19 protein-coding genes, 1 tRNA gene and 1 pseudogene are annotated in these 22,227 nt (G+C 60.5%); 11 read left to right on the top strand and 10 right to left on the bottom strand.

Translation table 11 applies throughout. The features are described 5' to 3' along the window. Nucleotides 1-173 precede the first annotated feature (173 nt). Nucleotides 174-329 (bottom strand): annotated as a pseudogene (locus AC2A1N_RS17435) (hypothetical protein); the annotation flags it as partial. Between the two features lie 154 nt (nucleotides 330-483). Continuing rightward, nucleotides 484-1,881, bottom strand: a complete 1,398-nt coding sequence (locus AC2A1N_RS17430) for a site-specific integrase (RefSeq protein ID WP_484373008.1) — start codon at nucleotides 1,879-1,881, stop codon at nucleotides 484-486. 523 nt (nucleotides 1,882-2,404) lie between these two features. Here AC2A1N_RS17430 and AC2A1N_RS17425 point away from each other — a divergent pair. Beyond that, complete coding sequence (locus tag AC2A1N_RS17425; RefSeq protein ID WP_074726082.1) at nucleotides 2,405-2,794, top strand: H-NS histone family protein; 390 nt, start codon at nucleotides 2,405-2,407, stop codon at nucleotides 2,792-2,794. Between the two features lie 46 nt (nucleotides 2,795-2,840). On the opposite strand, the gene AC2A1N_RS17420 is transcribed toward AC2A1N_RS17425, so the two are convergent. From AC2A1N_RS17420 to AC2A1N_RS17410, 3 genes are all read right to left on the bottom strand, one after another. Next, nucleotides 2,841-3,050: a hypothetical protein gene (locus tag AC2A1N_RS17420; protein WP_134708996.1), complete on the bottom strand. Its 210-nt coding sequence runs from the start codon at nucleotides 3,048-3,050 to the stop codon at nucleotides 2,841-2,843. Between the two features lie 263 nt (nucleotides 3,051-3,313). After that, the gene (locus AC2A1N_RS17415; RefSeq protein ID WP_208596525.1) at nucleotides 3,314-3,973 is read right to left on the bottom strand and encodes a hypothetical protein; all 660 of its coding nucleotides are present in this window, start codon (nucleotides 3,971-3,973) and stop codon (nucleotides 3,314-3,316) included. Between the two features lie 1,753 nt (nucleotides 3,974-5,726). Then, the gene (locus tag AC2A1N_RS17410; protein WP_197613393.1) at nucleotides 5,727-6,059 is read right to left on the bottom strand and encodes a helix-turn-helix domain-containing protein; all 333 of its coding nucleotides are present in this window, start codon (nucleotides 6,057-6,059) and stop codon (nucleotides 5,727-5,729) included. Between the two features lie 589 nt (nucleotides 6,060-6,648). Here AC2A1N_RS17410 and AC2A1N_RS17405 point away from each other — a divergent pair. The 6 genes from AC2A1N_RS17405 (at nucleotide 6,649) to AC2A1N_RS17380 (ending at nucleotide 13,024) form a co-directional block, all read left to right on the top strand. Next, entirely contained in the window at nucleotides 6,649-6,948 is a 300-nt protein-coding gene (locus tag AC2A1N_RS17405) for a hypothetical protein (RefSeq protein ID WP_074726078.1), read from the top strand. 34 nt (nucleotides 6,949-6,982) lie between these two features. Continuing rightward, on the top strand, nucleotides 6,983-7,519 hold the full coding sequence (locus AC2A1N_RS17400; protein ID WP_484373004.1) for a hypothetical protein: 537 nt from the start codon (nucleotides 6,983-6,985) through the stop codon (nucleotides 7,517-7,519). 126 nt (nucleotides 7,520-7,645) lie between these two features. Further along, entirely contained in the window at nucleotides 7,646-8,785 is a 1,140-nt protein-coding gene (locus AC2A1N_RS17395) for an ABC-three component system protein (RefSeq protein ID WP_143025165.1), read from the top strand. A gap of 3 nt (nucleotides 8,786-8,788) precedes the next feature. Continuing rightward, complete coding sequence (locus AC2A1N_RS17390) at nucleotides 8,789-9,298, top strand: three component ABC system middle component (RefSeq protein ID WP_425528616.1); 510 nt, start codon at nucleotides 8,789-8,791, stop codon at nucleotides 9,296-9,298. Nucleotides 9,299-9,312: 14 nt separating this feature from the next. Further along, a complete protein-coding gene (locus AC2A1N_RS17385; RefSeq protein WP_484373001.1) occupies nucleotides 9,313-11,247 on the top strand; it encodes a DUF3732 domain-containing protein in 1,935 nt (644 codons plus the stop codon). A 208-nt stretch (nucleotides 11,248-11,455) separates the two neighbouring features. Continuing rightward, the gene (locus AC2A1N_RS17380) at nucleotides 11,456-13,024 is read left to right on the top strand and encodes a MobA/MobL family protein (protein WP_484372999.1); all 1,569 of its coding nucleotides are present in this window, start codon (nucleotides 11,456-11,458) and stop codon (nucleotides 13,022-13,024) included. 489 nt (nucleotides 13,025-13,513) lie between these two features. Here the strand turns inward: AC2A1N_RS17380 and AC2A1N_RS17375 are convergent, their stop codons facing one another. Both AC2A1N_RS17375 and AC2A1N_RS17370 read right to left on the bottom strand, forming a co-directional pair. After that, nucleotides 13,514-14,935, bottom strand: a complete 1,422-nt coding sequence (locus AC2A1N_RS17375; RefSeq protein WP_484372997.1) for a DUF6538 domain-containing protein — start codon at nucleotides 14,933-14,935, stop codon at nucleotides 13,514-13,516. An 82-nt stretch (nucleotides 14,936-15,017) separates the two neighbouring features. Continuing rightward, nucleotides 15,018-15,110, bottom strand: a tRNA-Ser gene (locus AC2A1N_RS17370). A 143-nt stretch (nucleotides 15,111-15,253) separates the two neighbouring features. Here AC2A1N_RS17370 and dnaX point away from each other — a divergent pair. The 4 genes from dnaX (at nucleotide 15,254) to AC2A1N_RS17350 (ending at nucleotide 18,738) form a co-directional block, all read left to right on the top strand. Next, the gene (dnaX, locus tag AC2A1N_RS17365) at nucleotides 15,254-17,302 is read left to right on the top strand and encodes a DNA polymerase III subunit gamma/tau (RefSeq protein ID WP_484373054.1); all 2,049 of its coding nucleotides are present in this window, start codon (nucleotides 15,254-15,256) and stop codon (nucleotides 17,300-17,302) included. A gap of 6 nt (nucleotides 17,303-17,308) precedes the next feature. Continuing rightward, entirely contained in the window at nucleotides 17,309-17,629 is a 321-nt protein-coding gene (locus AC2A1N_RS17360) for a YbaB/EbfC family nucleoid-associated protein (protein ID WP_019659509.1), read from the top strand. Between the two features lie 82 nt (nucleotides 17,630-17,711). Further along, nucleotides 17,712-18,311, top strand: a complete 600-nt coding sequence (gene recR, locus AC2A1N_RS17355; RefSeq protein ID WP_005415496.1) for a recombination mediator RecR — start codon at nucleotides 17,712-17,714, stop codon at nucleotides 18,309-18,311. A gap of 67 nt (nucleotides 18,312-18,378) precedes the next feature. Continuing rightward, nucleotides 18,379-18,738 carry a histidine triad nucleotide-binding protein gene (locus tag AC2A1N_RS17350; protein WP_005415497.1) on the top strand — a complete coding sequence of 120 codons (360 nt, stop codon included), beginning with the start codon at nucleotides 18,379-18,381 and terminating at the stop codon, nucleotides 18,736-18,738. Nucleotides 18,739-18,814: 76 nt separating this feature from the next. On the opposite strand, the gene AC2A1N_RS17345 is transcribed toward AC2A1N_RS17350, so the two are convergent. The 3 genes from AC2A1N_RS17345 to AC2A1N_RS17335 are packed head-to-tail and all read right to left on the bottom strand — an operon-like array spanning nucleotide 18,815 to nucleotide 22,204. After that, entirely contained in the window at nucleotides 18,815-19,342 is a 528-nt protein-coding gene (locus AC2A1N_RS17345) for a Slp family lipoprotein (protein ID WP_005415498.1), read from the bottom strand. After that, the gene (locus AC2A1N_RS17340) at nucleotides 19,339-21,288 is read right to left on the bottom strand and encodes a transglutaminase TgpA family protein (RefSeq protein WP_484372994.1); all 1,950 of its coding nucleotides are present in this window, start codon (nucleotides 21,286-21,288) and stop codon (nucleotides 19,339-19,341) included. Before AC2A1N_RS17340 ends, AC2A1N_RS17345 begins: the two co-directional genes overlap by 4 nt. Then, nucleotides 21,281-22,204 carry a DUF58 domain-containing protein gene (locus AC2A1N_RS17335; RefSeq protein WP_185807492.1) on the bottom strand — a complete coding sequence of 308 codons (924 nt, stop codon included), beginning with the start codon at nucleotides 22,202-22,204 and terminating at the stop codon, nucleotides 21,281-21,283. The genes AC2A1N_RS17340 and AC2A1N_RS17335 overlap by 8 nt, the downstream gene beginning before the upstream one ends. Nucleotides 22,205-22,227 lie beyond the last annotated feature (23 nt).

The raw sequence follows: 22,227 nt of genomic DNA, 5'->3' as shown, positions 1-22,227 counted from the left end.
GGCAGATCGTGTTCAACCAAGGAATTGTCGGCGCGTATGAAGGTCTGTTTGATCGATTCCGTGGCGGGCCGTCGATGAGATTTTCGACCCTTTATTCCCAAGGATTGGCGGCCGCGATCCAAAAATCCGCGAAGCACTCTCATTTCGAACTGGGACGTAAGCTTTGCACACGGATCGCAGCTCGAATCTGGCAGTACGAGAGTTCCACCTAGGCCTTTTGGCACGATGTGCTCTTCGGTCAAGCGCCCCTGTGTAGCACCACAATATATGCAGGCGCCAACTGGCTTGAAACGATGGGTAACAGGTGCCCGCAATCGAGTCGAATCCATTTAGCTACCAGCTCCTTCTGGGACCAGAAATGTCAGAGGCACGGTTCGGCGGCGTCCTAGCCTTGCCCATAGGCCTCGAATGTATCCCATGTAGCAAGGCTAGTCAGCGTTGAGGCTGGACTACCTCCCGGCTGGGCTGATGCTGCTTCGATGCTTAAGGATAGAACCTCTTCTTGTCCTTCAAGCAGCGCTTGAACTGCCCCTTGGCGTAGACAGGAAGCACTACCGCAGGCCTGTATTTCTCCAAGGTCTCTATCTGCTTCCTGCGCATCACGGCGGGCTTCTTGTGGAAGTAGGCCTCGTGAAGCACGGGCACGCGCTTGCTGACAGAGTGGCCGGTGATCAGAGCAATGTCTTCGTCAGGGACGTTCTGATGATGTAACTCTGTAGCGATGGTGTGTCGGAAGGCATGGAACCCGACGCCTCTAGGAAATCCAAGGTCTTTCATGTAACGGCTGAACTGGCTAAGCGCTGCCAGGCTGTAGCGAGCATTGGTCTCGCCGGTCGTACGGTTCACGCCAGCGGATAGGTGTGGGAAGAGGCGAGGGTGGCCACAGTCCCTGATGTCATCCATGAAGTCCAGGAAGCCTGCGTCCAACAGGGGCTTCGGGATGGGGATCGTTCGGATAGATGCCTTGCCTTTTAGGCTTTGTCGACTCCGTAGCCGGTTCCGGTGCGCTAGGTCAGGGTCTACTGTCTTCTGGATGCGGATACACCAGACATCACTCTCCTGGACGATGTCGGCGACCTTCAGCTGAGCGACTTCGTTGATGCGGGCACCCGTATACAGGCCGATCATGGGAAGCCACCAGCGATGCGGATACTTGCTCGCCCAGGGAATGAAGGTCTTGGGGTCGAAGATGCGCCGTAGGTCGTCTTCATCAAAGAGGCGCTCAGGCTTGTTGGGATCGGTAACCAAATCCTTCTTGATCTCGGCAAACGCAGCCATGGGGGACGCATCAATGGCTTTCGTCTTGACCAGCTGATTGAAGAAGGAGACAAGGAAGCGACGATGACGTTCAAGCGTTGCAGGGGCGAGCTGAGGAACATCTAGCTCCTTGCCGCAGGCAATGGCTTCGTCATAGCTGATACGTTGATATGCGGGGTCAGAGAAGAGGCCTGGCGGCGACCAGCGCATGAGGTCCCAGAGTCGGTAGATGTGAGGGTGGTCAATGCGAGAGACGGGGATGTCGCCGCAGGTCATCTGGAGAAGCCGCAGGGTTCGGGCTGTGGAATCGATGGTCTCCTGGGCGAGGCAGCGCCGCTCTCTATCTCCCAGATAGTCCTTGATCTCTACGGAAAGAAGGCGGGCGGGGTGGCCTGCGGAGAGCGGCTCAAGGTAGCGCGTGCCTGCGGCATTGATGCGAGAGCGTCGGGAGCGCTCCATAGCCGCGTTGAGGATCTCTTGCGCATGGATGGCCGCTTCGCGTCCGGTGATGACCAGCTCATCAATCCGGAAGCGTCCGATCCTGACGCCCTTAAGGTGCAGCGTGTCATCGGAGTCTGGATTGAAAGGGAAGTCTTGAAGGAAGTTCTTTACTGTTTTTGGCATTGCACTGTCTCCGTAGATGATGGGAGCAGTGCTAAGGCCTGGCTTTGATTCGTCAAACGAGATCTAGAGTGTTGCCGCGTTGCTTAGGCATTCGCCGAAAAGTTGGAATTAGCGCGAAAACGTTTAGAGGAAATTAGTGGGGTGTGCGTTGCGAGGCGCTGTGGCGCAAGGGTTTTCCTTGGATGACCGCTTCTATCTTGCAGTCATTTTTGTACTGTACGATTTTGAGTGTGCTTACGCCTAAGCGTGCTTTCTTACAGAATAGGCATGCAGGATATTTTCGAATTTGCGACGGGCATCACCATCCTCCATTCTCTTTGTTGGGTCGCCTCGCCCTGGCTCTATGGCAAGTGGCAACCCCGGTTAGGTTGAGTGGATGGGACTGCGTCCCTTTCGGGTCCGGACCGGTTGTCTAGGGGGGAAGACCGTATAGCTTGTTCCCGGTGGATGGGGCAGTGGCGCTTAGCGTCCAAAGCTTCCTAGCTACCTTCTCTCTTTTTGCTACCAATTTCAGGTTTTAAGAATGACCAAGCCGTCACTCGATTCCATTGCCTCCGCCAAAGCCAAGCTTGCTGAAGAGCTACGCAAGCTTGAGGAACAGGAAGTTCAGCTTCTCCAGGAACAAGCCGCTGATGCCTTCGCAGAAGTCGCCAATCTCGTGTCCCAATACGGCAAGAGCTTCTCTGCGAAGCAGCGCGCCGAGATCGTCAGCATGCTGGCGACGGATGTCCCTAAGAAGGCGGGAAGTGTGAAGAAGGAAGTCGCGCCCAAGTATTGGCTCCCACACACGGGCGAAACCTGGAGCGGCCGAGGCAGAACTCCTCGTGCGTTCGCTGCCTGGGAAGGGACTTCCGCTTACACAACTTGGAAGGCTTCCCATCCCAACGAAAAGTTCCCGGCGTTTCCGGGTTGAGAAGACAGAAGCCCCGCATAGCGGGGCTTCTGAGTTTGTTGCTAACTCACTTCGGCTTCTTAGTGCCGTAGGGAGCCTGGTTGGTAGGCTTCAGCGAGATCCCCGCCTTGCTCGCCTGGCCGTAGATTGCCTCGGGCGAGCGCCCCATTTTCAGGCCAATGACCCGGGTAGGGGTGTTCCCTGACGCAAGCTCTTTGAGTTGCTTGACCTGCGTAGGGGTCCAGGGCTGACCGGAGTTGGAAGGCTTCTTGGTCATTGCGTTTTCCTCAGCCGATGTCGGCTAGTTGACTGCTGCCCCAGTCATGTGTGAGGGGCGCGGCCGCGTTACAATTGAGCCCTGGGCAGGGGAAACCCCGCTCAGGGCACTTGAGGGTGCCCGCCACGACCTCCGATCAGTCTGGCCTGAGAAACGAGGCTGATCGGGGGTCTTCTCTTTCACGACATCCGCCGGGCGAGCTGGCGACGAATGCCGATCACTGTTGTCTTAAGCATGGTTCCTCCTTGGCGTCTGTTTGAGCATCATTTCCCTACGCTTTTAGGTTTGCTCTTCCGTGACTTCACCTTCGTAGGTGCCGATTCAGTTGGGGCATCGGTAGGTGGTGGCGGAGGGGGGCTCGGCGGATCCTCTTTTGCCGTCGTCTTAGCCCAGTAAGCGCGAAGTGCATCCATCTCACTGAGTCCGCCCACCTCGGACAGTCGATCCCAGAAGCGGCTGTAGAGCACGTCTTGGATCTTTCCATTTGATCTCATCCATTCAACGGCCGAATTTGGATTCGTCAGCAGAACGTAGTGGAAATCACCTGCCGGTCCGGCTTTTGCCACGATTAGCTGCAACTCCTGCAGCCGCTTCATGCGCCGTCGCCAGGTGTCTACTGCCCTCGGTCCGGTGAAGCCCGCCTCTGCGGCGAACGTGATCGGATTGTCGATTACAAGAACCGGGTGATCCGGCGCTCGCGCCCAAAGGCAAAAAAGAACATGCCCAGGCGGCTGGCCTTTAGACTGTTCGTCTGCGGCCTGCATGGCAATCGGCAGCGTCCTCGGCACAGTTGAAAAGCCATTGTTCTTCTTGCGATTCCAAATCCAGGCGTCATCCACTCCGGCGAAGTGGATTTGCCGTTGATGCTCAGCGCGCTCCGACATATTTACGCGCCGTGCCACTGCCTGCTTCATCGTGGACATCGAGCAATTCCCTATCAACTGGTGGACAATTTGCGTCTTCAGGCTCCGAAGAGCAAGGGAACTAGACGCGCGCAACTGAGCGTTTTAGATAGCTGAAAGCTACGCCAGAGCCACCGTGGATGCAACAAACAGCGATTCCTGAATGGTTGAGGTGCGCGTTTCCGCGCATTTTGTTAAAAAATACCCATTGATATCAGGTATTTGGGTCGGTAGCCGTGTGCTCCCCGTCATCCCGTCCTTCCGTGCTCACCGTGCTCGCCGTGCTCCCGGGGTTCTCCAAGGGGGGGGGAGTGGTCAGTCCTCTCTTTCTCTCGGTTCGGACCTAGGCCTTAAGTCGCCTCCGCCTGCTCTAGATGCGAGTGGATTGGCGGAGCTCCTGCTGGCACTGCCAGCTGCAGTCGCTGCTAGATAAGCACGCGGCGCGTCGTATGGTCTTGGCCTAGCTTCCTCTCACCGGCGATGCCCGGACAGGGGGGCAAGTTGAGTCCCTCCACAGCACAGTAGGCCCCTTCGCCTGTGCGCGTGCTGATAGGCGTGTTTTCTTACATCAATGGGATTTAGGCACTGCGAACGACTTCACAATCCTCTAGTGCTAGCGAAGCTTGGTGAAGATGCGTCGCAACACCTGCTCGCGGTCACGAGCCTGACGACCGCTTCTTATTGGTCTGTATTGCGGACAAATCCAACATGATGAACCGAGTTCACATCTGCGGTGAAGCGCCCCGAAGCAGATTCGCGAGCACGGTCGAAGAGCAAAAGGTAGTGGCCAACCAAGTCATGAATGCTTCCTAGCCGATACCTTTGCACTATGGCGTCGGCGTGGTTCTGGTGAATCGAGATGCGGAAGCTGCTGTTTTCGGCGCCAAAGTTTGAGTAGTAGCTACTGCCAAGGGGCCAAAAGCTAAAAGAGCGCACTATTCCCCAGAATCCAAGCCAACGCTCCGTATGTAGATCGACTCGGGCGTCCTCAAACCGTACAAAAGCGTCATGGACCGGCACCTCCGTCTGAGCAGGATCTGGGAGCCGTATCCGAACTGGACTGGTTTTGAAGCTTGGCCAGTGAACTAATTGCTCAAGTAGCCGTTGCGGCCCGCGAGATATAGTCGTCGACCGGCGTGTTCGGGAGGCCGAGCCTCCGCCAGCTCTGCTGCCTTCGTCAGCATCTTCGCCTTCTTCAGAATTCACCTCCGAAGATTCGACCGGCATCTGAATTCTGACAATCAGTGTCTGATTGCGTTCCACCCATTGAGCGACAGTCGCATCACTCTCATTTGTTTCCCATGGATCTGCGTTGCGCTGGATGAGGCTGCAGTTGGGCGCATGCGGACGACAATAGAAGTGCGCAATTCTCCCATTCCTTCCAGGACTTGGATCGGTCTTTCGGCGAAAGTGCGCGGTAGATTCACAGCCCAAACACTTTAAGTGGCCCTTCAAGGGCTCCCGCTGGGCCTCCGTGAGCAGTGAAATCTCTAAAGCGGTGTATTCGTTATTGGTTCTTCGATCCAGAGCTTCTTGCATCCTTCAAGTCCCCTGTGACTCGTTCCCGATGCTTCTAGATTAACTCCTGCTTCGTCAACCGCGCCAGACCTATGCTTGTTCTAATCGCTGTTCCGGCTGAAAGCGCTAATGGATTCGCTTCGTGTCTGGTCTTTAAAGAGAGTACCACTGTCATTCGCTTGAAAAATCGCGGACGCTGGTTCTTTCTGCAAGGTGATCCCCGACAACACTCCGGCTCAAGACATGGGATGAAAGGCTACGGCGCAGCAAGCTGCTTTAGCAGTGCCAGTGCTTCTTTCTGCTTCCTAGCATCAAGCTGCGATAGCACCAGGATGGCTTCAGCCATTGTGTCGGAGGCAGCAAGAAAGTAAGCCGCTGGAAGATCCAGCAGTTCCGCAAGTCTCTCGATGGTCGCCAGATCGGGCTTGTGCATGCCTCGTTCGTAACGGCTGATGCGGGGAGCCACCGTGTTCGGGTCGTCCACGCCCAAAAGCAATTCTCCAAGCTGCACCTGCGTCCACCCCTTAGCCACGCGGGCGGCACGAAGGCGTTGGCCAAGAGCGGTAGGCGTAGGTTGAGGGGCTGGCATCCGAGAACAACAAAGACGTTGACTCTCGGAAGTGTGCCCATCTAAGCTTAGCTGGTCATTTGCGTTCAACGCAAATATTTGCCGGGGAGCTAATCGTATGGATATGAGGTGCATTGCGTTGCTGGGTCTTCTCACCATTGTCTCCTCTGCCGAGGCTGCGCCCAGCTTGTCGTGCCAACTGCAGAGCGGCCAGTTCAAGGTTGGTGGGGGAGGGGAGCCCAAGGTCTCCGAGTTCATCTGGGCCACAGGTCATGGCTCCGCGATCCCCACCGGTCCCGTGCGAACAAGCATTGGTCGGATCGACCCTGTGGAAGGCCGGGACTACAAACGCGCTATCAAGCTCGATGGAAAGCCGGTTCTGCTGCCTCCCGAAGCGCATAGCGTCATTGGCTTCGGCAAGTCTATGACTTCAAGGACGCCATCGTTCTGGCTTACCTCGGCGAGCGTGAGGAGGACTCCTCTGCGCGGCCTAGTCAGATCGTGATCGTCATCAATAAGGCCGGCTCAGTGATTGACAGCGAAGTCCTGCCTGGCACTGCGACGAATCCCGGCGATCACTGCCTACTTATCGACTGATCAAGGAATTGAGATGAAGAGGATCTGGATGCTTTCGGTTGCTGCGCTGCTGGCGGCTTGTTCTGGTGGGCCCGGCAATGGCGATGTTGAGAAGGCGTTGGCCGTGTATTTCAAAGAAGCGACGGGAACGACGATGACCTTTGAGGGGTTGAAAGTGGGCGAGTGTGTGCGAGGGGGCGGTCCGGGCTACGCCTGCAGTGTCACTGGAACTGCGCGGTATCAGCTGGGCACTCGCACTGAGCAGCAGCATCTTGTCGGCACCTTCGTCATCGACAAAGTTGGTGGCACTTGGACTGTCGTAGACCGTCGTTGACCCAGCCCATCCCACCCATCGCTAGGAAGCTCGTATGTGGACCTTGTTCAAGGTAATCCGCTGGATCATCACCGGTCTCGCGCTGTGGTGGTTGTGCGGTGTGGTGTTCGAAGAGGGCACGACGGCTGATGGGGCAGTCGTCGGCCTGATGCTGTTCGGGCAGTTGGTCTTCTGGCCGCTCGCGCTGCTGTGGGGCTTGCCGTGGCTGTTCCGGCGCCGAGCGCCCAAACTGAAGAAGCATAGGCCTGAAGAATTCGAGCCCACGGTGTCCCATGAGCACATTGCATTGGACCTCGGCAGGGACGCAATCTGGGTCCGAGATCCCGTGAAGGGCGAGCGCTACCTGCGACGGGCTGAAGTGCTCGCTATCCGCACTGGGGAATACAACTACAAAGGAGTGGTCACCCATCGCCTGGAAGTCCGGGTGCGGGACGTTGTTCACCCGCTCTGGCTGGTTCCTTTCGTGCGCCATTCTGATCGTTGGCTTAAGAGCACAGCATTCAATGAATCAGAGCGCGATGAGTGGTTCGCTAGGATGAAGGCATGGATCAATGCACCTGTAGCTTACTGACGTAAACGTGAGACCTGCCAGCTCGCCTTCGTGATTCGTCGCGCGAACGCTCTGGCTGCCGAGCTTGACGGGTTAAGTGGATGTGAAGTATGAATGAGGCTCAGCAGGTGGGGCTGGGCAACGGACATGTCAACCAAGGCGACAAAACACAGCGCTCCTGGGCCATACCTCGGATACGGCCTGCAGACTGTGCGGCTATGCGCACGGCTTTTGAATGAACCTCCGGATTCAACCGTTTTTGTAGAGCACGATGACGATGTCTCGGTGCTTTATAGCGACGGGACAAAGCTCCTTGAGCAGACGAAGCGAGTCAAAAGCAACCCTTTGTCAGATTGGTCTGTAGACCTATGGAAGACTGTCCATAATTGGCTTGAGGATCACGCTCCATTTGATGTCGTATCCAAGCTGTGCCTCTACATAACGCCAGATCATGAGCCGGGCGAATTTGCAAGGGCGTTAGCAAAGGCAAGCAGCGCGCAAGATGTTGCAGAATTGGTCACGCGCATCAAGAGCCAGCTCACCTCGGCGAAAAAGAAGTCGAAGGTCTATCCCTTTGTCAGCAGGTTCCTTTCGGCCGAGCCCGATGAACAGCTCTCGCTGGCGGCTCGCTTTGAGATTGTTCGCGAGGGAGATCCATTTTCCACCATCCGCCTGCGCTATGAAGCCGCAGTGTCCCCACTTCTGCTTGAACGAATCATCTCGTTCGCGTTGGGGGAGGCCAAGGTGAAATCTGACCGGTTACTGGAGATGGGGAAACCTGGCGCGATCAATGCTGGCGAGTTCAAAGATACTGTCAGGCGCTTTGTCCAAGAGATTAATCTTCCGGCCTATTTCGATTTTGATTCTCCTCCCATAGATCCGGCCAAAATTGATATGGAGTTTGTCTCCAGGCCAACCTTCGTGCGCCAGCTGGAATTGATCGAGGCTAGTAAGCAGCAACAGCTACAAGCCATCAATGACTACTTGAGAGCCATTTCCAGCAAGACTAGGTGGGGCGAGGAGGGGATACTGCTTCCGGGATCACTGGACGAATGGGAGAGCGGGCTTCTACAGCGGCATTCGGCCATATGCGACAGTCTTGACGTGCTTCACTCAAGTCTCAACGATGTAAGTCGCGGCAAGGTCGTGTATGCCGAATGTCGGAAGCTAGAGCTGTCTCTACAAGGGAAAAGCGTCCCGGGGCACTTTACTCACGGCTGTTTTAACGAGCTCTCGGGAACAATGAAGCTCGGTTGGCATCCGGCCTACCTATCACTTTTGGAATAAATCGTGGTCGCTGCTATTGGATCCAATAAAGCTCCTGCCCATTTGTCGGGTCTGGATCTGATATATAACCCGTCGTTCGGGTCGTATCTTATATGGCGCGCAGCGTCCGGACATTTTTCGGAATCCGGCCGAGGGCTTCCGATAGCCCTCGCATTTTTGGTGCTTCCGATAGCGCTCCACGGAGAATCCAAGAGCGCGCTGATAGGGACGAATATGCCTTCAGGGTTAACTTTGTTCGCGGCAAAGCTCGGCGCAAAACAAGAGAGTCTGCTTGCTATTCATGAGCGAGCGATTGCGCTTCGCAGCCTTTCGCTTGCCTCATTGACTACCGGCACAATGGCGAAATTCATGATTGTGGACCCGGGGACCGCAACGATCTTGTCCTTGGATTCAGAGCTTCCATCGCCGAGTTCGAGTATGCGAAAGCTTGGTTTGGCGTGTGAGAAGCTGGGGGTTTGGTTTGGGCGCCTTCCGGTCGATCAAGTTGCGTCAATTCTCAGGGTGGCCTTCTAATGTATTTCCAAATCTTGAAGCTGGTTCTTTGGCCGCGAAATGGTGGTTCAATTAGGGAGGTGGTATTTGAGCCTGGCATGGTAAATGTAATAACCGGTGCTTCCAAAACTGGTAAGTCAGCTGTTATTCCAATAATTGACTATTGTTTGGCATCCAAGACGTGTGCAGTTCCCGTTGGTGTTATTAGAGACGAGTGCTCATGGTTTGGAATTCTCGTTGAGACGGTGGAGGGGCAGAAGCTATTTGCGCGAAAGGAGCCGGGTGAGCAAGCGCAGACCGGTGAGATGTTTGTTATTGAGTCTGGCGAGGTCGAAGTGCCTCAGAGCTTGGATGAGGGCAACACCACGGCTAGTGCTGTGCGTGGACTTCTTGATCGACTTGCTGGTCTTACGCAGTTGGACTTCGAACCCGACACTGAGTATGGCTACAAGCTTCGACCGTCCTTTAGGGATCTAACATCTCTAGTCTTCCAGCCTCAGAACATCGTTGCAAATCCGAATGTTCTTTTTTACAAGGCCGACTCTAATGAGCACCGGGAGAAGCTCAAAACTGTCCTTCCTTATGTGTTGAATGCTGTCACGTCCAAGACCATTGCGCTGAGGCATGAGGCAGATAGGCTGGGCCGGAAGCTTAAGAAGCTTGAATCCGAGCTTAGAGAGGCGAGCTCTATATCTGAGAGGCGAGTTTCGGAGGGTCGGCGCTGGCTAACCCAAGGTCGAGAACTTGGCCTGTCGGCTCGGCAGGGTCAGCCAGCTGGGTGGCCAGAGATCTTGGAAGAGCTTCAGGAAATTGCAGGCGTCAACCACATCGGCCGGTCTGCGTCAGTTGAGGGGATTGAGGCGACTCTTAATGTGCTTTCTGAGCTCCGTGCCAGAGAGCAGGATTTGGCCGCTAAAGCGTCGGGACATCGGCAGCGGTTGATGGAGTTGAAGCGGTTGCGCGAGGGGAGCGATGACTACGCTGGCGCTCTTCGTATACAACGTGAGCGTATTTCTTTATCGACTTGGATGCGTGATGAGGTGGAGAGAAGAAATGATGCTTCTCTGCTATTCCCATCCGAAACTGCGAAATCACTTGATTTGCTATCGAATGCATTATTGGAGGTGGAGGCAAAGCTCCAGGCGCATCCTCTCGCTACTACCTCTCTAGATGCAGAGTATCAGCGGCAGCGAGTGCTGACTGAGAATGTGCTGTCTGAGATAGCCATCGTGCGGCAGGAGATTCGCGCATACGAAGCAAGCTCTGAGGCCGCTCGGCAGGAAATTACTCTGACCTCCACAATCGATAGGTTCTTAGGGGGTCTGCAGCAGCTGCTCAGTCAGTACGAGGCGTCGGACTCGTCTCCAGAGCTTGAAGGCGAAATCTTTGACTTGCGCAAGAGGCTGAGTGAGATCAATGGCAATATCAATGGGGCTGCCCTTCAACGGCGACTGGACAGCATTCTTGACGAGATTCAGCAGATCACCGGAACGATCATTCCGTCACTCAATGCAGAGTGGGGTGACAGCCCGGTGCGACTGGATACGAAGGAGCTCACGGTAAGGGTGTCTCGCAATGGGCGGATGGATTACCTTTGGGAGATCGGCAGTGGGGCCAACTGGCTTGCGTATCACGTTGCGGTGACTCTGGCGCTCCAGATCTATTTCCTCAAGCATCCCCCGAGCCCGGTACCGGGTCTTATTATTTACGATCAGCCGAGTCAGGTTTATTTCCCGGCAGTGGTGATCGATAAGGTTACGGGTGAGAAAGATAAGAGACTGGTGGATCAGGAGGATATTCAGGCAGTTCGAAGCATCTTCGATGAAATTGGGAAGCGCGTGGTGGCCGCCAAGGGTGCGTTGCAAGTGATCGTCCTGGATCACGCTAATCAGGAAGTATGGGGTGAGCTAGAGGGCGTGTGCCTTGTGGAGGAGTGGCGGGGGAAGAAGCTCGTTCCGTTGGACTGGTAATCCGCAACCACGATCTACGCGCTCGCTCGCTTGCTGGCGGAACTTTTTTGTTACGAACCTAAAGCGACAGAGCAAGAGCGCACTTAGGCATTGCCCTGCGGGCAATGCGTGCGCAAGAGGCTGTGCCCCTTGACCCCCTAAAAAGCGCTTGCCAAAGCCTAAAACGTAGGCATAAAGGCAAGGGCGGGGGCCAGAACAAGGAGCATCAATGGCCATCTATCACACAAGAGTAAAGACATTCAGTCGTGCCCACGGTCACGCATCCACAGCTGCAGCAGCCTATCGCGCAGGCCTGCTCATCATCGATGGCCGCACCGGTCTCCGGCACGACTACCGAAGGCGCGGCGGGGTCGTTGAGACACGTTGCCTCGCTCCCGACGACGCTCCCGACTGGGCTTTCGACCCCCGACAACTCTGGCCTGCAGCCGAGGCTTCGGAGCGCCGAAAAGATGCCACGGTCGCTAGAGAGTTCGAGGTGGCCTTGCCACACGAACTGAGCAATGAGCAGCGTTCAGACCTGGCAGCCGAAATATCGCGCTGTCTGGTCCAGCGTTACAGGTTCGCTGTCCAATCCAGCATCCATGAGCCGCAGACCGCTGACGGGCTCAACTATCACGTCCACATCCTAGCTACGACTCGACGGGTGGATTCAGAGGGCCTGAAGGACAAGACAAGGGAGCTTGATGGCGGCCCTTCAGGCCGAGGGGAGGTCGAATGGATTCGCGCGATGGTGGGGGAAGCCATCAATGCTCACCTGGCCGCAGCCGGTGTCTCGGCCCGTGTCGATCACCGAAGCCTGAAAGAGCAGGTGGCTGAAGCCGCAGAGCAAGGAGATGAGCTCACAGCAGCGGAGCTTTCCCGTGCTCCAGGACTTCACATGGGCAAAGATGCGACGGCGCTGCATCGCCGAGGCGTCGATACAGTCCTTAAGCAGGGCAATGACGGGATCCACCAGGCCAACAGCGCTGCTTGGGATCGCGCCGTGGCCCAGATGGCAGGAGAGGGCAGGTTGATGGAAGCTGCATCCGATCAAGCCATCTCGGTCGGCCGACGCGAGGTTCCTTCGCATGCTGCCATTCAATCAATGCTGTCTCTTGGTGGAGAGAGTCGTCTGGGTAACGTGGCCAGGGAAGTCATGCCGGTTGTGGCGGTTGCCCATGAAGGGGCGCGGCAACCGCAGGTCACAGCATCCAAGCAAGCCCTGAAGGAAGTGTTGGAGATGTGGGCCGAGGCGTGGATAGAGGCACTGCGAGATAGACTCAAATTCACGCGCAGGTTGCTGCGCAACAGTGCTGCTCTGATATCGGCTCATGGAACATTGCCCAGACTACGCGTTGATCTAGAGGAGCTGCTCGTAAGACTGAAGAAGCTGAAACGGGACGCGCTACGCTTCAAGCGTAGGCTGAAAGCTGAGGACCGTGCTCAGCATGGGTTAGCACAGGCGGAGTTTGCTCTGGAGAGCTTCGAAAGCCAGAACCCACGTCCAGGAATCCTGACTCGGTCGGATTGGTCGCGGCGGCGGGCGCGCCGTGTCAGGGCTGTCGAGCTGGGACGCGAGGAGTATCAACGCGCTCACGAAGCCACTGGCCCGAAGGCTCAGGAAGACTACAACCGTCAGACAGGTGAGTCCCTCTCGCAGCTGGAGAATTGGAGTGAAGTGCTGCTGCGTAGATATCCGGTGGAGGATGCGCCCATTGACGCTCCTGCGGCTCCCATTCCGGCTGATGTCCTACCGGTAATGAAGCAGAGCAAGGAACCAAGAGTGCGGTTGCACTGATATACAGGGGAAGGCCCCGGCTCGCCGGGGCTTTAACCCACCTCCAGTTTCGAAAACTCAGTGGTAGGTAGGTCTGGGCTTTGACACTGCGCCACGGCGCTCTGAAATCATGTCGCTGAGCTGCACCTGATCGCGTTCTACCACGGCTTCTCTAACCCTAATGGCAGGTTTCAGAGTGTGGTCGTCAGCCGGGGGCTTTGGAGCCATGCATCGGTTGATCAGCTCGTCGGCGATTTCGAGGGCATGGATGATGTCCTCGATCCGCTCTTGCGTGTCTCGTGTCCGGTCTTGGGCAATCAAAGGGCATAGCACTCGACTAGCGATAGCCAGCTTTCTTTCTAACGGCATATGAAGCTCCTAACGTGGGGGAGCTTTCATAAAACCACCATTTTCGTTGATCGCAATAGTTGTGGCGTTTGTCAGTGCCAATGTTGGCCCGTTAGAGATACTCCTAGACGTTCCATGTAATTTTCCTGGCGCGGAGATCCGCTACCCCAGCAACTTCTTCAGTGCAGCGAGCTCAAGATTGAAGCTCAAGGATGACAGGCCCGCTGTTTTGAATTCAGGAGTGATCAGCCCATTGAGCTTTTCGGCAGGGGCGAATTCCCTGCTGTAGACGGGATGGTGCTCATCATCAAGCTCGTGGCCGACGATCTGGGCGCGCATTTCTGAGGCGACACCGAAGCCCTGCATCTGCTGGATGACCGTCTTACGCAGGGAATGGAAACCGCGCTTGGCCTTGGGCCACGCTTTCCCATGCTCGGCGAGGTGGCGGGTAAAGGCCTTGGAGATCCAGTTCCCCGCGCCATTAACGGCATTGACTTTCGCTTGAGGGAAGAGACGGCTTGAAGTGGGCAGGCTGGCAACATAGTCGCCGAAGCCCAGGGCAATCAGGTCGGCGTGGATCGGGACAGTCCGGATGCTGGCCTCGCTCTTGAGGCGCTGGTGCTCGCCGTCGTCATTAATATGGATGTAGGCCACCCCTCCCTCCGTTTGCACATCGCTCACCAGCAGCTGCCCAACTTCAGAGGCACGGGCGCCCGTATACAGGCCCAACAACGCTGCCCAGCGCGCGGCAGGTGACAAGGTGGCAAAGGCCGATGGAGCAAAGAGGAGGCTGATCTGCTTCAGGTCGAAGGCCTTGAAGCCCAGCTTGCGCCGCTTACGCTTGGCGCTATTGCCGTATGAGACATGGCTTCGGGCCGGATTACTGTCTGTGTAGTAGCCAGCGGCAATCAACCAGTCGAAGAAGCCACCCAGATAGGACTGTTTGTTCACTCGGGTCGGGGTTGAGATGCCAGCGTCGGCGAGTGACTGATAGAAGTTCGACAGGTCGATTCGGTTGATGCTCGGCAGGGGATAGTCATGGCCGGTGACGCGCACGAACCCGTCAATGGCCGACTTCTTGATGCTGTAGGTCTTGGGGATGGTGTCTGGGGCAATGGCTTTGAGCCAAAGATCGCGCGCTTCCATCAGCGACAGGATCTTGCTGGGCTGGGGCTTGGAGGGAACTGCCGGGGCGGCTGCCGCGCCGAAGAACGCAGGGTTGACCCGTCCGATACTCTCGATGGCGCGAGTCAGTGCCTCGGTGTCTTCGCCTGGCTCCGCTTGGATACGCAGGGTGCCATTGGCGTCTCGTTCCAGGGTGTAGTCCTGGAGCCGTTGTCCCCGAAGCTCCTGGAGCCATTGCTCTGCCGTCTTCTCACCCATGCCGTTCTTCCTGATGGCGCTGAAGACCTCAGCATAGCGGGCGGCCAGGACCAGGGCGCAAGCTTGGGCGCTGCGCATTTCGCGCGTTCGAAGGCTCCGCTTGAGAATTCGGCAGCCCAGAAGGGGCTGGAGGTCGACGGGCACGCGTTGGCGGAACGAAAAGCCCGCTGGCGTCTTGATCAAGTGATGGGGAACTCTCATCGGGATGTGTCCCGATTTGTGTCCTGCCCCTTGCTAGGCCCAGAAAAGCAAAACCCCTGATTTCTCAGGGGTTTGCAGAGTCTGGCGGAGAGAGGGGGATTCGAACCCCCGAAGCGCGGTTTAGACGCTTACACACTTTCCAGGCGTGCTCCTTCAACCACTCGGACACCTCTCCGGATCCCTGCCATCGGCAAACGCCTCAGCAGGGGCGCAGATTCTAGCGGGCGGCGCGGCCGGACACAAGCGCCCAGATCAGGGACGCATCCGGGGGCATTGTTGGCGAAGGGGCTGGACAGGCATGGCACAATGGAACATCCGATGGAAAACGGTGGCCTGATGTCCTATCTCGTCCTTGCCCGCAAGTGGCGTCCGAAGCGTTTTGCTGAGCTGGTGGGCCAGGAACACGTGGTCCGTGCGCTCAGCAACGCGCTGGACAGCGGCCGGGTCCACCACGCGTTCCTGTTCACCGGTACCCGTGGCGTGGGCAAGACCACCATCGCGCGCATCTTCGCCAAGTCGCTCAACTGCGAGCAGGGCACCAGCGCCGACCCGTGCGGCCAGTGTGCCGCCTGCCTGGACATCGACGCCGGCCGCTACATCGACCTGCTGGAAATCGACGCCGCGTCCAACACCGGCGTGGACGACGTGCGCGAGGTGATCGAGAACGCGCAGTACATGCCCTCGCGCGGCAAGTACAAGGTCTACCTGATCGACGAAGTGCACATGCTGTCCAAGGCGGCGTTCAACGCACTGCTGAAGACGCTGGAAGAGCCGCCGGAGCACGTGAAGTTCCTGCTGGCCACCACCGACCCGCAGAAGCTGCCGGTCACCGTGCTCAGCCGCTGCCTGCAGTTCAATCTCAAGCGCCTGGACGAAGACCAGATCCAGGGCCAGATGACCCGCATCCTGGCGGCGGAAGAGATCGAGGCCGACGGCAGCGCCATCGTGCAGCTGGCCAAGGCCGCTGACGGCAGCCTGCGTGACGGCCTGTCACTGCTGGACCAGGCGATCGCCTATGCCGGCGGCGCGCTGCGCGAGGACGTGGTGCGCACCATGCTGGGCACTGTGGATCGCACCCAGGTGGCGGCGATGCTCGATGCGCTGGCCGAGGGCGATGGCCCGCGCCTGCTGCAGGTGGTGGCCGCGCTGGCCGAATTCTCGCCGGACTGGAGTGGCGTGCTGGAAGCGCTGGCCGAAGGCCTGCATCGCATCCAGGTGCAGCAGCTGGTGCCGGGCGCCGCCGTCGCGGAAGGCCTGGATGTGGCGGCATTCGCCGAGCGCCTGCGCCCGGAAGTGGTGCAGCTCTGGTACCAGATGGTCTTGAATGGCCGTCGCGACCTGCCACTGGCACCGAGCCCGCGCGCGGGCTTTGAAATGGCGGTGCTGCGCATGCTGGCGTTCCGTCCGGCCGCAGCGGTACCGTCGGTGCCGAAGGCCGTCGACGGTGCGGCGGGTGGCACGCCGGGTGGCAACGCTGCCGGTGGTGGCGCCGGTGCCGGAAGCCATGAAGCGACGCCGGCCGCTGCCGCCGCTTCGGCCAGCCCGGCCGTAGCGTCGCAGGTGGCCGCTCCGGTGGCTGCACCGCGCGAACCTGAACCCGAACCCGAGCCGGCCCCGCAACCGGAGCCGGATCCGACGCCTGAGCCCGAGCCGGTGCCGGTGGAAGAGCCCGTGTCACCGCCGCCGGTGAAGGCCGAGGCGCCGGCGCCTGCCATCGCTGTAGAGGCAAGCGATGACCTGCCGCCGTGGGCCACCGACGAAGCCGAGGCGCGGGATGGGGCCCTGGCGGCCGAGATGGCCGGCCCGGATGCCGCCATGGTCGCGCCCTGGCATGAACCGCCGGCTCCCGCCGCGGATCCAGGCGAACCTGCGCCGCCGGAGCGTTCGTTCCGCGCCGAAGGTATTGCCATTGCGCAGGCCGAACCGGCTCCGGCGCGCGAGGCCGCGCCGCAGGAAGGTGTCAGCGAGCTGGCCACTGCCGAAGACTGGCTGGACCTGGTCGCCAACAGCGGCCTCAGCGGCCCCTCGCGGCAGCTGGCTGCCAACGCTGCCTTTATCAGCTGCCAGCACGGGACCTTGAAACTGGGCCTTTCGCCCGGATTTGAGTACCTGCGCTCGGAGCGCGCGCTGGCTGCCCTGGGCGAGATGCTGGAGAAGGCCCTGGGCCAGGCGCCGAAGATCGTGGTCGAGACCGTGGAAACCGAACACGTTCCGGCCGAGACCCTGCATCAGCGTGCCGACCGCCAGCGTGGCGAGCGGCAGCAGGTGGCAGAGGCCGTTTTCATGGATGACCCGGAAGTGCAGGTGCTGATCCAACAGCACGGTGCCCGGGTTGTTTCCGATTCCATCCGTTCTTTTGACGAGTAAGACACTATGCGCGGCAATATCGCCCAACTGATGCAGCAGGCCCAGAAGATGCAGGAAAACCTGCAGAAGGCCCAGGAAGAAATCGCCAGGATCGAAGTGACCGGCAGTGCCGGCGGCGGCATGGTCAGCGTGACCCTGACCGGCGCCAAGGAATGCCGCAAGGTGCGCATCGACCCGTCGCTGACCAGCGACCCGGAGATGCTGGAAGACCTGATCGCCGCCGCCTTCAACGATGCCTCGAACAAGATCGATGCCGAGTCGAAGTCGAAGATGGGTTCGGCCACCGCCGGCATGCAGCTGCCGCCGGGCATGAAGCTGCCGTTCTGATTGCCAGCGTGGCATCCGTGCAAGCGGGTGCCACAGAATCTGTAGCCGTCGAGCTCGCTCGGCGCCATCAAAGCATGCCGCCGTGTCCGCACCCCTGCTTGAACAACTGATCGACGCACTGCGGGTGCTGCCTGGCGTAGGCCAGAAGACGGCGCAGCGCATGGCCTACCACCTGCTCGAGCGCGAGCGCGAAGGCGGCCAGCGCCTGGCCGAAACGCTGGCCTTGGCGGTGGAGCGTATCGGCCACTGCGCGCAGTGCCGCGACTTCAGCGAAACCGAGCTGTGCCCGACCTGTGCCAACAGCAGCCGCGAGCGCAGCCAGCTGTGCGTGGTTGAATCGCCGGCCGATCGTCTCGCGATCGAGAACGCGACGGGTTTTCGCGGTGTCTACTTCGTGCTGCAGGGCCGGCTGTCGCCGCTCGATGGCGTCGGCCCGCGCGAGCTGGGCCTGGAGCAGCTGGAGCAGCGGCTGGCCGAAGGTGAGGTACAGGAGCTGATCATCGCCACCAGTGCCACCGTCGAAGGCGAAGCCACCGCGCATTACCTTGCGCAGCTGGCGCGCGCGCGCAAGGTGCAGCCCAGCCGGCTGGCACAGGGCCTGCCGCTTGGCGGCGAGCTTGAATACGTTGACCGCGGCACGCTGTCGCACGCGTTCGGGACGCGCAGCGAATTCCGCGATTGAGGACCACCCGGGCATCACCCGGCGCGGCCGGCCTACAATGCGGAAGACACTCCCGCCGAGGCCGACCATGAGCAACGAAACCCTCTTCAGCAAGATCATCCGTCGCGAGATCCCGGCCACCATCGTCTATGAGGATGACGAGGTGCTGGGCTTCAAGGACATCGCACCGCAGGCGCCGGTGCACGTACTGTTCATTCCGAAGAACGAGATCATCCCGACCCTGGACGACCTGCAGCCGTCGCAGGCGCACCTGGTCGGCAAGCTGGCCCTGGCCGCTGCCGAATACGCGCGCCGCGAGGGTTTCGCGCAGGACGGCTACCGCATCGTGATGAACTGCCGCGAACATGCCGGGCAGACCGTGTTCCACATCCACATGCACCTGCTGGCCGGCGCGCCGCTGGGGCATTTCGGTACGCCGGGGCGTTGAAGCCCAGTCCACGCATGCGTGGATGAAAAAGGCCGCCCGAAGGCGGCCTCTTCCGATCATGCGGGCTGGGGGGCGATCACCACCAGCCCCAACGGCCGTAGCCACCCCAGTACGGGCCCCACGGACCCGGGCCCCACGGGCCATAGGGGTAGGGCACCACATCGACCTGGCGCTGTTCCGGCCACAGGTAGATCACATCGGCCGACAGCTTCGGCAGGCGGTAGTCGTAGTCCCCGATGCGGGTGTTCTGGTAGCCGTCGATCTTGCCGATGAAGGTCACGTCACGCCCGGCTTCAAACACGGCCGGGTCGTAGAAACCGGCGCGGCAGGCAATGAAGCGGCCGTCGCTGGCGTCGGACGAGGTGGTGTTCGGGCGGCCACTGGCGTTGAGCGGGCGCGAGATCATCTGGAAGCAGGTCTCGCCCTGGCCGGGCTTGGTCTCGATGATGCGGCCGCCCCATCGGACCGGCGTGCCGACCTGCTGGGTGGCGACCGAGTCGCGCGGGGAAACCAGGCTGAACTGTCCCTGCAGCGGCTTGGGGGCCGTGGCGCAGGCCGACAGGGCCAGCGTGGCCACAGCGGTGAGGAGGAACTTGGTGTTCATGGGGAGGCTCCGGAAGTCGGGCGATGCCTGCGCAGGTCCCGCAATAATGAAGCGAGGTCGGTGCAAGTTCCAGCGTAGCGCGCGTCGGCGAAACGCTGGCTGAGCGCGAGCAGGGTCGGGTCGGGGCGCTGCCGGTGAACCCGCTGTGCCCAGTCCTGTGCGGTTTCGTGCGGTTCGCGGGCCAGGCCGAGGCGCGCATACCGCCGCCCGAGCCGGTGCCAGGCGCGCAGCAGCGGGTCGCGCTCGCGCTCGCCGCGGGCCAGCAGCCAGGCCATCCACGCCAGTGCCAGCAGGGCGGCGACCACGAATCCGGTCACCAGCTGCGCCGGCCCGAGGTCATCCAGCCCGAACGGCTTGAGCAGTTGCTGCTGGCGGCGTGCATCGAAGGACAGCACCAGGTCGTTCCAGCCGCGGCGCAGCCAGTCACCCATCTGCCCCAGCTGCAGCCAGCGCTGTTGCAGCGGGGTATCGGTGCCGGCCTGCAGGCGGTCGTCCAGGGTGTCCAGGATGCGTTCCGGTGCCACGGCCGCGGTCGGGTCGACCCGCACCCAGCCGCGTTGCGGCAGCCAGACTTCGGCCCAGGCGTGGGCATCCATGCGACGCACCACCCAGTAGTCGCCGATGCGGTTGCGGGTACCGCCTGCGAAGCCGGTCACCACCCGGGCCGGAATGCCGGCGTTGCGCATCAGCACTACGAAGGCCGAGCTGAAGTGCTGGCAGAAGCCGGCCTTGTAGTTGAACAGGAAATCGTCGACCGGATCGCGCCCCGCCACCGGTGTATCCAGCGTGTAGGAGAAGTCGCGGGTGATCCATTGCAGCGCACGGCGGACGATGGCCTCGTCATCGCTGCCTGCCTCCTGCCGCCATTGCCGCGCGAGCTGGGCGGTGCGCGGATTGAAGCCGGGCGGAAGCTGCAGCGCCGCGCGGCGCAGGTAGGGCGAAAGATCGGTGTCGAACCGTTGCGGCGGCGCCGAATGCAACCGCCAGCGGCTGAGCGCGGACAGCGTGCGGTCGCTGCGCAGGCTCATGTCGGCATCGAAGCTGCTGCCCTCCGGTGCGCGGCTGGGCAGGTCCAGTGCCACCAGCAGGCGACGGTCGGTGGGCTCGTAGTCGATCTGGTAGTCCCAACCCTGTGCGGCGGTTTCGACTACCGGTGCGGGGCGCCCGGCCGTCGCGCGATCGCGGCTCCAGCGGTGGCCGTCGAACGACGTCAGCACCGGGCCGCGCCAATAGCGCTGCGCAGGCTCGGGCACCGTGCCGAAAAACTGCACGCGCAACGCCGGGGTGTCGTCGGCCATCAGGTCCAGCCACTGGTCCGGCGCCATGCTGTCAGCCAGGCCCGGTGTGCCCACCGCTCGCTCGGGTACGCCCCACAGCGGCGTGGACAAGCGCGGAAACAGCCAGAAGCAGGCCAGCGCGAGTGGCAGGCCGATCCCCAGCAGGCGGCCGACGCCACGCAGTTGTCCGCGCAGCGGCAGGCGAGGGCTGTGGCCCTCGTCCAGGGCCAGGCGTTGCAGGGCCAGCAGTGCGGCAACTGCGGCCAGCGCTGCCAGCCCGGTGGTCAGCGGCCCCTGGTCGAGCAGGAAGGCCGCGAACGGCGAGAACAACGCGAAGCCCAGCAGGCTGCGCGCATCGCGCAGGTTGCGCAGTTCGCTGGACTTGATCGCCAGCATCGCTGCCAGCAATGCACAGCCGGTATCGCGGCCCGGCCGCACCATGCCCATCTGCCAGACGATGGTGGCAAGCATGGCCAGCACCAGCAACAGGCGGACCGGCATCGGCAGCACCCGCCGCCACGAAAGCGCAGCGGTCAGCACGGCGGCGATCGCGATCACGCTGGCCAGCACCGGCGGCAGCTGCAGCAGCAGTGGCAGCAGCGCCAGCGCTGCGCTGGCCAGGGTCCAGCTGCGGGCGTTGCGGTCGAGCAGGACGGCAGGCTCAGTCATGGGGCATCAATGCCAGTGCGCGCAGGCACAGGTGGTGGTGGCTGGCACCCTGGCCGGGCCCCAACGGCGGATGGGCCGGAAGCAGCAGCGTATAGCGACGGCCTTCGCGTTCGGCCATGTCGACCCAGCGTGCCAGGCGTGCGATGCGCGCTTCATGGCCCAGCGCTGCCAGCGTGCGCCAGTCCAGCACCACTTCGATGCCGATCGGCTTCTCGTACTCGCGTACCAGCAGGCTGTCGCGGCGCGCCGAGTGTTTCCAGGCAATGCTGCGCGGGGCATCGCCGGCACGATAGGGGCGCAGCTGATGCAGCTCTTCGCCCGTGGCGTGGGCGCGGGTATGCAGGGGATCGCTGCCACTTTCCGGGAGGGGCGGTGCCTGGGCCTCGGCCAGCGGGTAGACCAGCAGCGGTTGCTCCGGCCACACCCACGACCATGTCCGCACCAGTCCCAGCGGCTGCGTGCTCGACAGGCGGATGCGGGGCAGTTCCAGCCAGCCGCGGCGCTCGCTGGGAACATCCAGCTCCACTTCGCCGCGACCGTGTGCAGGCAGTGCAACCCAGGCCTCGCTTGCGCCCAGCTGCAGGTGCAGCCCGTGGCGCGCGCGCGGGTCGCGCAACGAAAGGTCCACGCGCAGGCGCAGGGGATGCCCGGCCGGTACTGGTTCGGCGGAGATTGCATCGATCTGTATGCCGGACAGTTGAAGGTGCGCGGCGATGGCGCTGGCGATCGCTGCCGCGGCCAGCAGCAGCGCCAGCAGCAGGGCCGGGTTGTTGTTGTAGTTCAATGCGCCCAGCAGCATCGCCGACAGCAGGGTGGCGACGAACAGGCCGAAGCGTGTCGGTAATACGTAGATGCGATGGCGGTCCAGTCGCTGCGGCAGGGCTTCGGGCCTGCGGGGGCGTGCCAGCAGCTGCATGCGTGCCCAGCGTGTGGCCACCT

The organism is Stenotrophomonas maltophilia group sp. SKK55 (genome assembly GCF_057179845.1).
This window is presented reverse-complemented; position numbering and strand designations above follow the sequence as displayed.

Excerpts from the sequence above, each read along its gene's own strand:
- AC2A1N_RS17415 (WP_208596525.1), bottom strand. The coding sequence starts at position 3,973 with ATGTCCACGATGAAGCAGGCAGTGGCACGGCGCGTAAATATGTCGGAG.
- AC2A1N_RS17340 (WP_484372994.1), bottom strand. The coding sequence starts at position 21,288 with ATGACTGAGCCTGCCGTCCTGCTCGACCGCAACGCCCGCAGCTGGACC.
- AC2A1N_RS17395 (WP_143025165.1), top strand. The coding sequence starts at position 7,646 with ATGTCAACCAAGGCGACAAAACACAGCGCTCCTGGGCCATACCTCGGA.
- AC2A1N_RS17425 (WP_074726082.1), top strand. The coding sequence starts at position 2,405 with ATGACCAAGCCGTCACTCGATTCCATTGCCTCCGCCAAAGCCAAGCTT.
- AC2A1N_RS17335 (WP_185807492.1), bottom strand. The coding sequence starts at position 22,204 with ATGCAGCTGCTGGCACGCCCCCGCAGGCCCGAAGCCCTGCCGCAGCGA.
- AC2A1N_RS17345 (WP_005415498.1), bottom strand. The coding sequence starts at position 19,342 with ATGAACACCAAGTTCCTCCTCACCGCTGTGGCCACGCTGGCCCTGTCG.
- AC2A1N_RS17360 (WP_019659509.1), top strand. The coding sequence starts at position 17,309 with ATGCGCGGCAATATCGCCCAACTGATGCAGCAGGCCCAGAAGATGCAG.
- AC2A1N_RS17430 (WP_484373008.1), bottom strand. The coding sequence starts at position 1,881 with ATGCCAAAAACAGTAAAGAACTTCCTTCAAGACTTCCCTTTCAATCCA.
- AC2A1N_RS17400 (WP_484373004.1), top strand. The coding sequence starts at position 6,983 with ATGTGGACCTTGTTCAAGGTAATCCGCTGGATCATCACCGGTCTCGCG.
- AC2A1N_RS17405 (WP_074726078.1), top strand. The coding sequence starts at position 6,649 with ATGAAGAGGATCTGGATGCTTTCGGTTGCTGCGCTGCTGGCGGCTTGT.
- dnaX (WP_484373054.1), top strand. The coding sequence starts at position 15,254 with ATGGAAAACGGTGGCCTGATGTCCTATCTCGTCCTTGCCCGCAAGTGG.
- AC2A1N_RS17410 (WP_197613393.1), bottom strand. The coding sequence starts at position 6,059 with ATGCCAGCCCCTCAACCTACGCCTACCGCTCTTGGCCAACGCCTTCGT.
- AC2A1N_RS17375 (WP_484372997.1), bottom strand. The coding sequence starts at position 14,935 with ATGAGAGTTCCCCATCACTTGATCAAGACGCCAGCGGGCTTTTCGTTC.
- AC2A1N_RS17380 (WP_484372999.1), top strand. The coding sequence starts at position 11,456 with ATGGCCATCTATCACACAAGAGTAAAGACATTCAGTCGTGCCCACGGT.
- AC2A1N_RS17420 (WP_134708996.1), bottom strand. The coding sequence starts at position 3,050 with ATGACCAAGAAGCCTTCCAACTCCGGTCAGCCCTGGACCCCTACGCAG.
- AC2A1N_RS17350 (WP_005415497.1), top strand. The coding sequence starts at position 18,379 with ATGAGCAACGAAACCCTCTTCAGCAAGATCATCCGTCGCGAGATCCCG.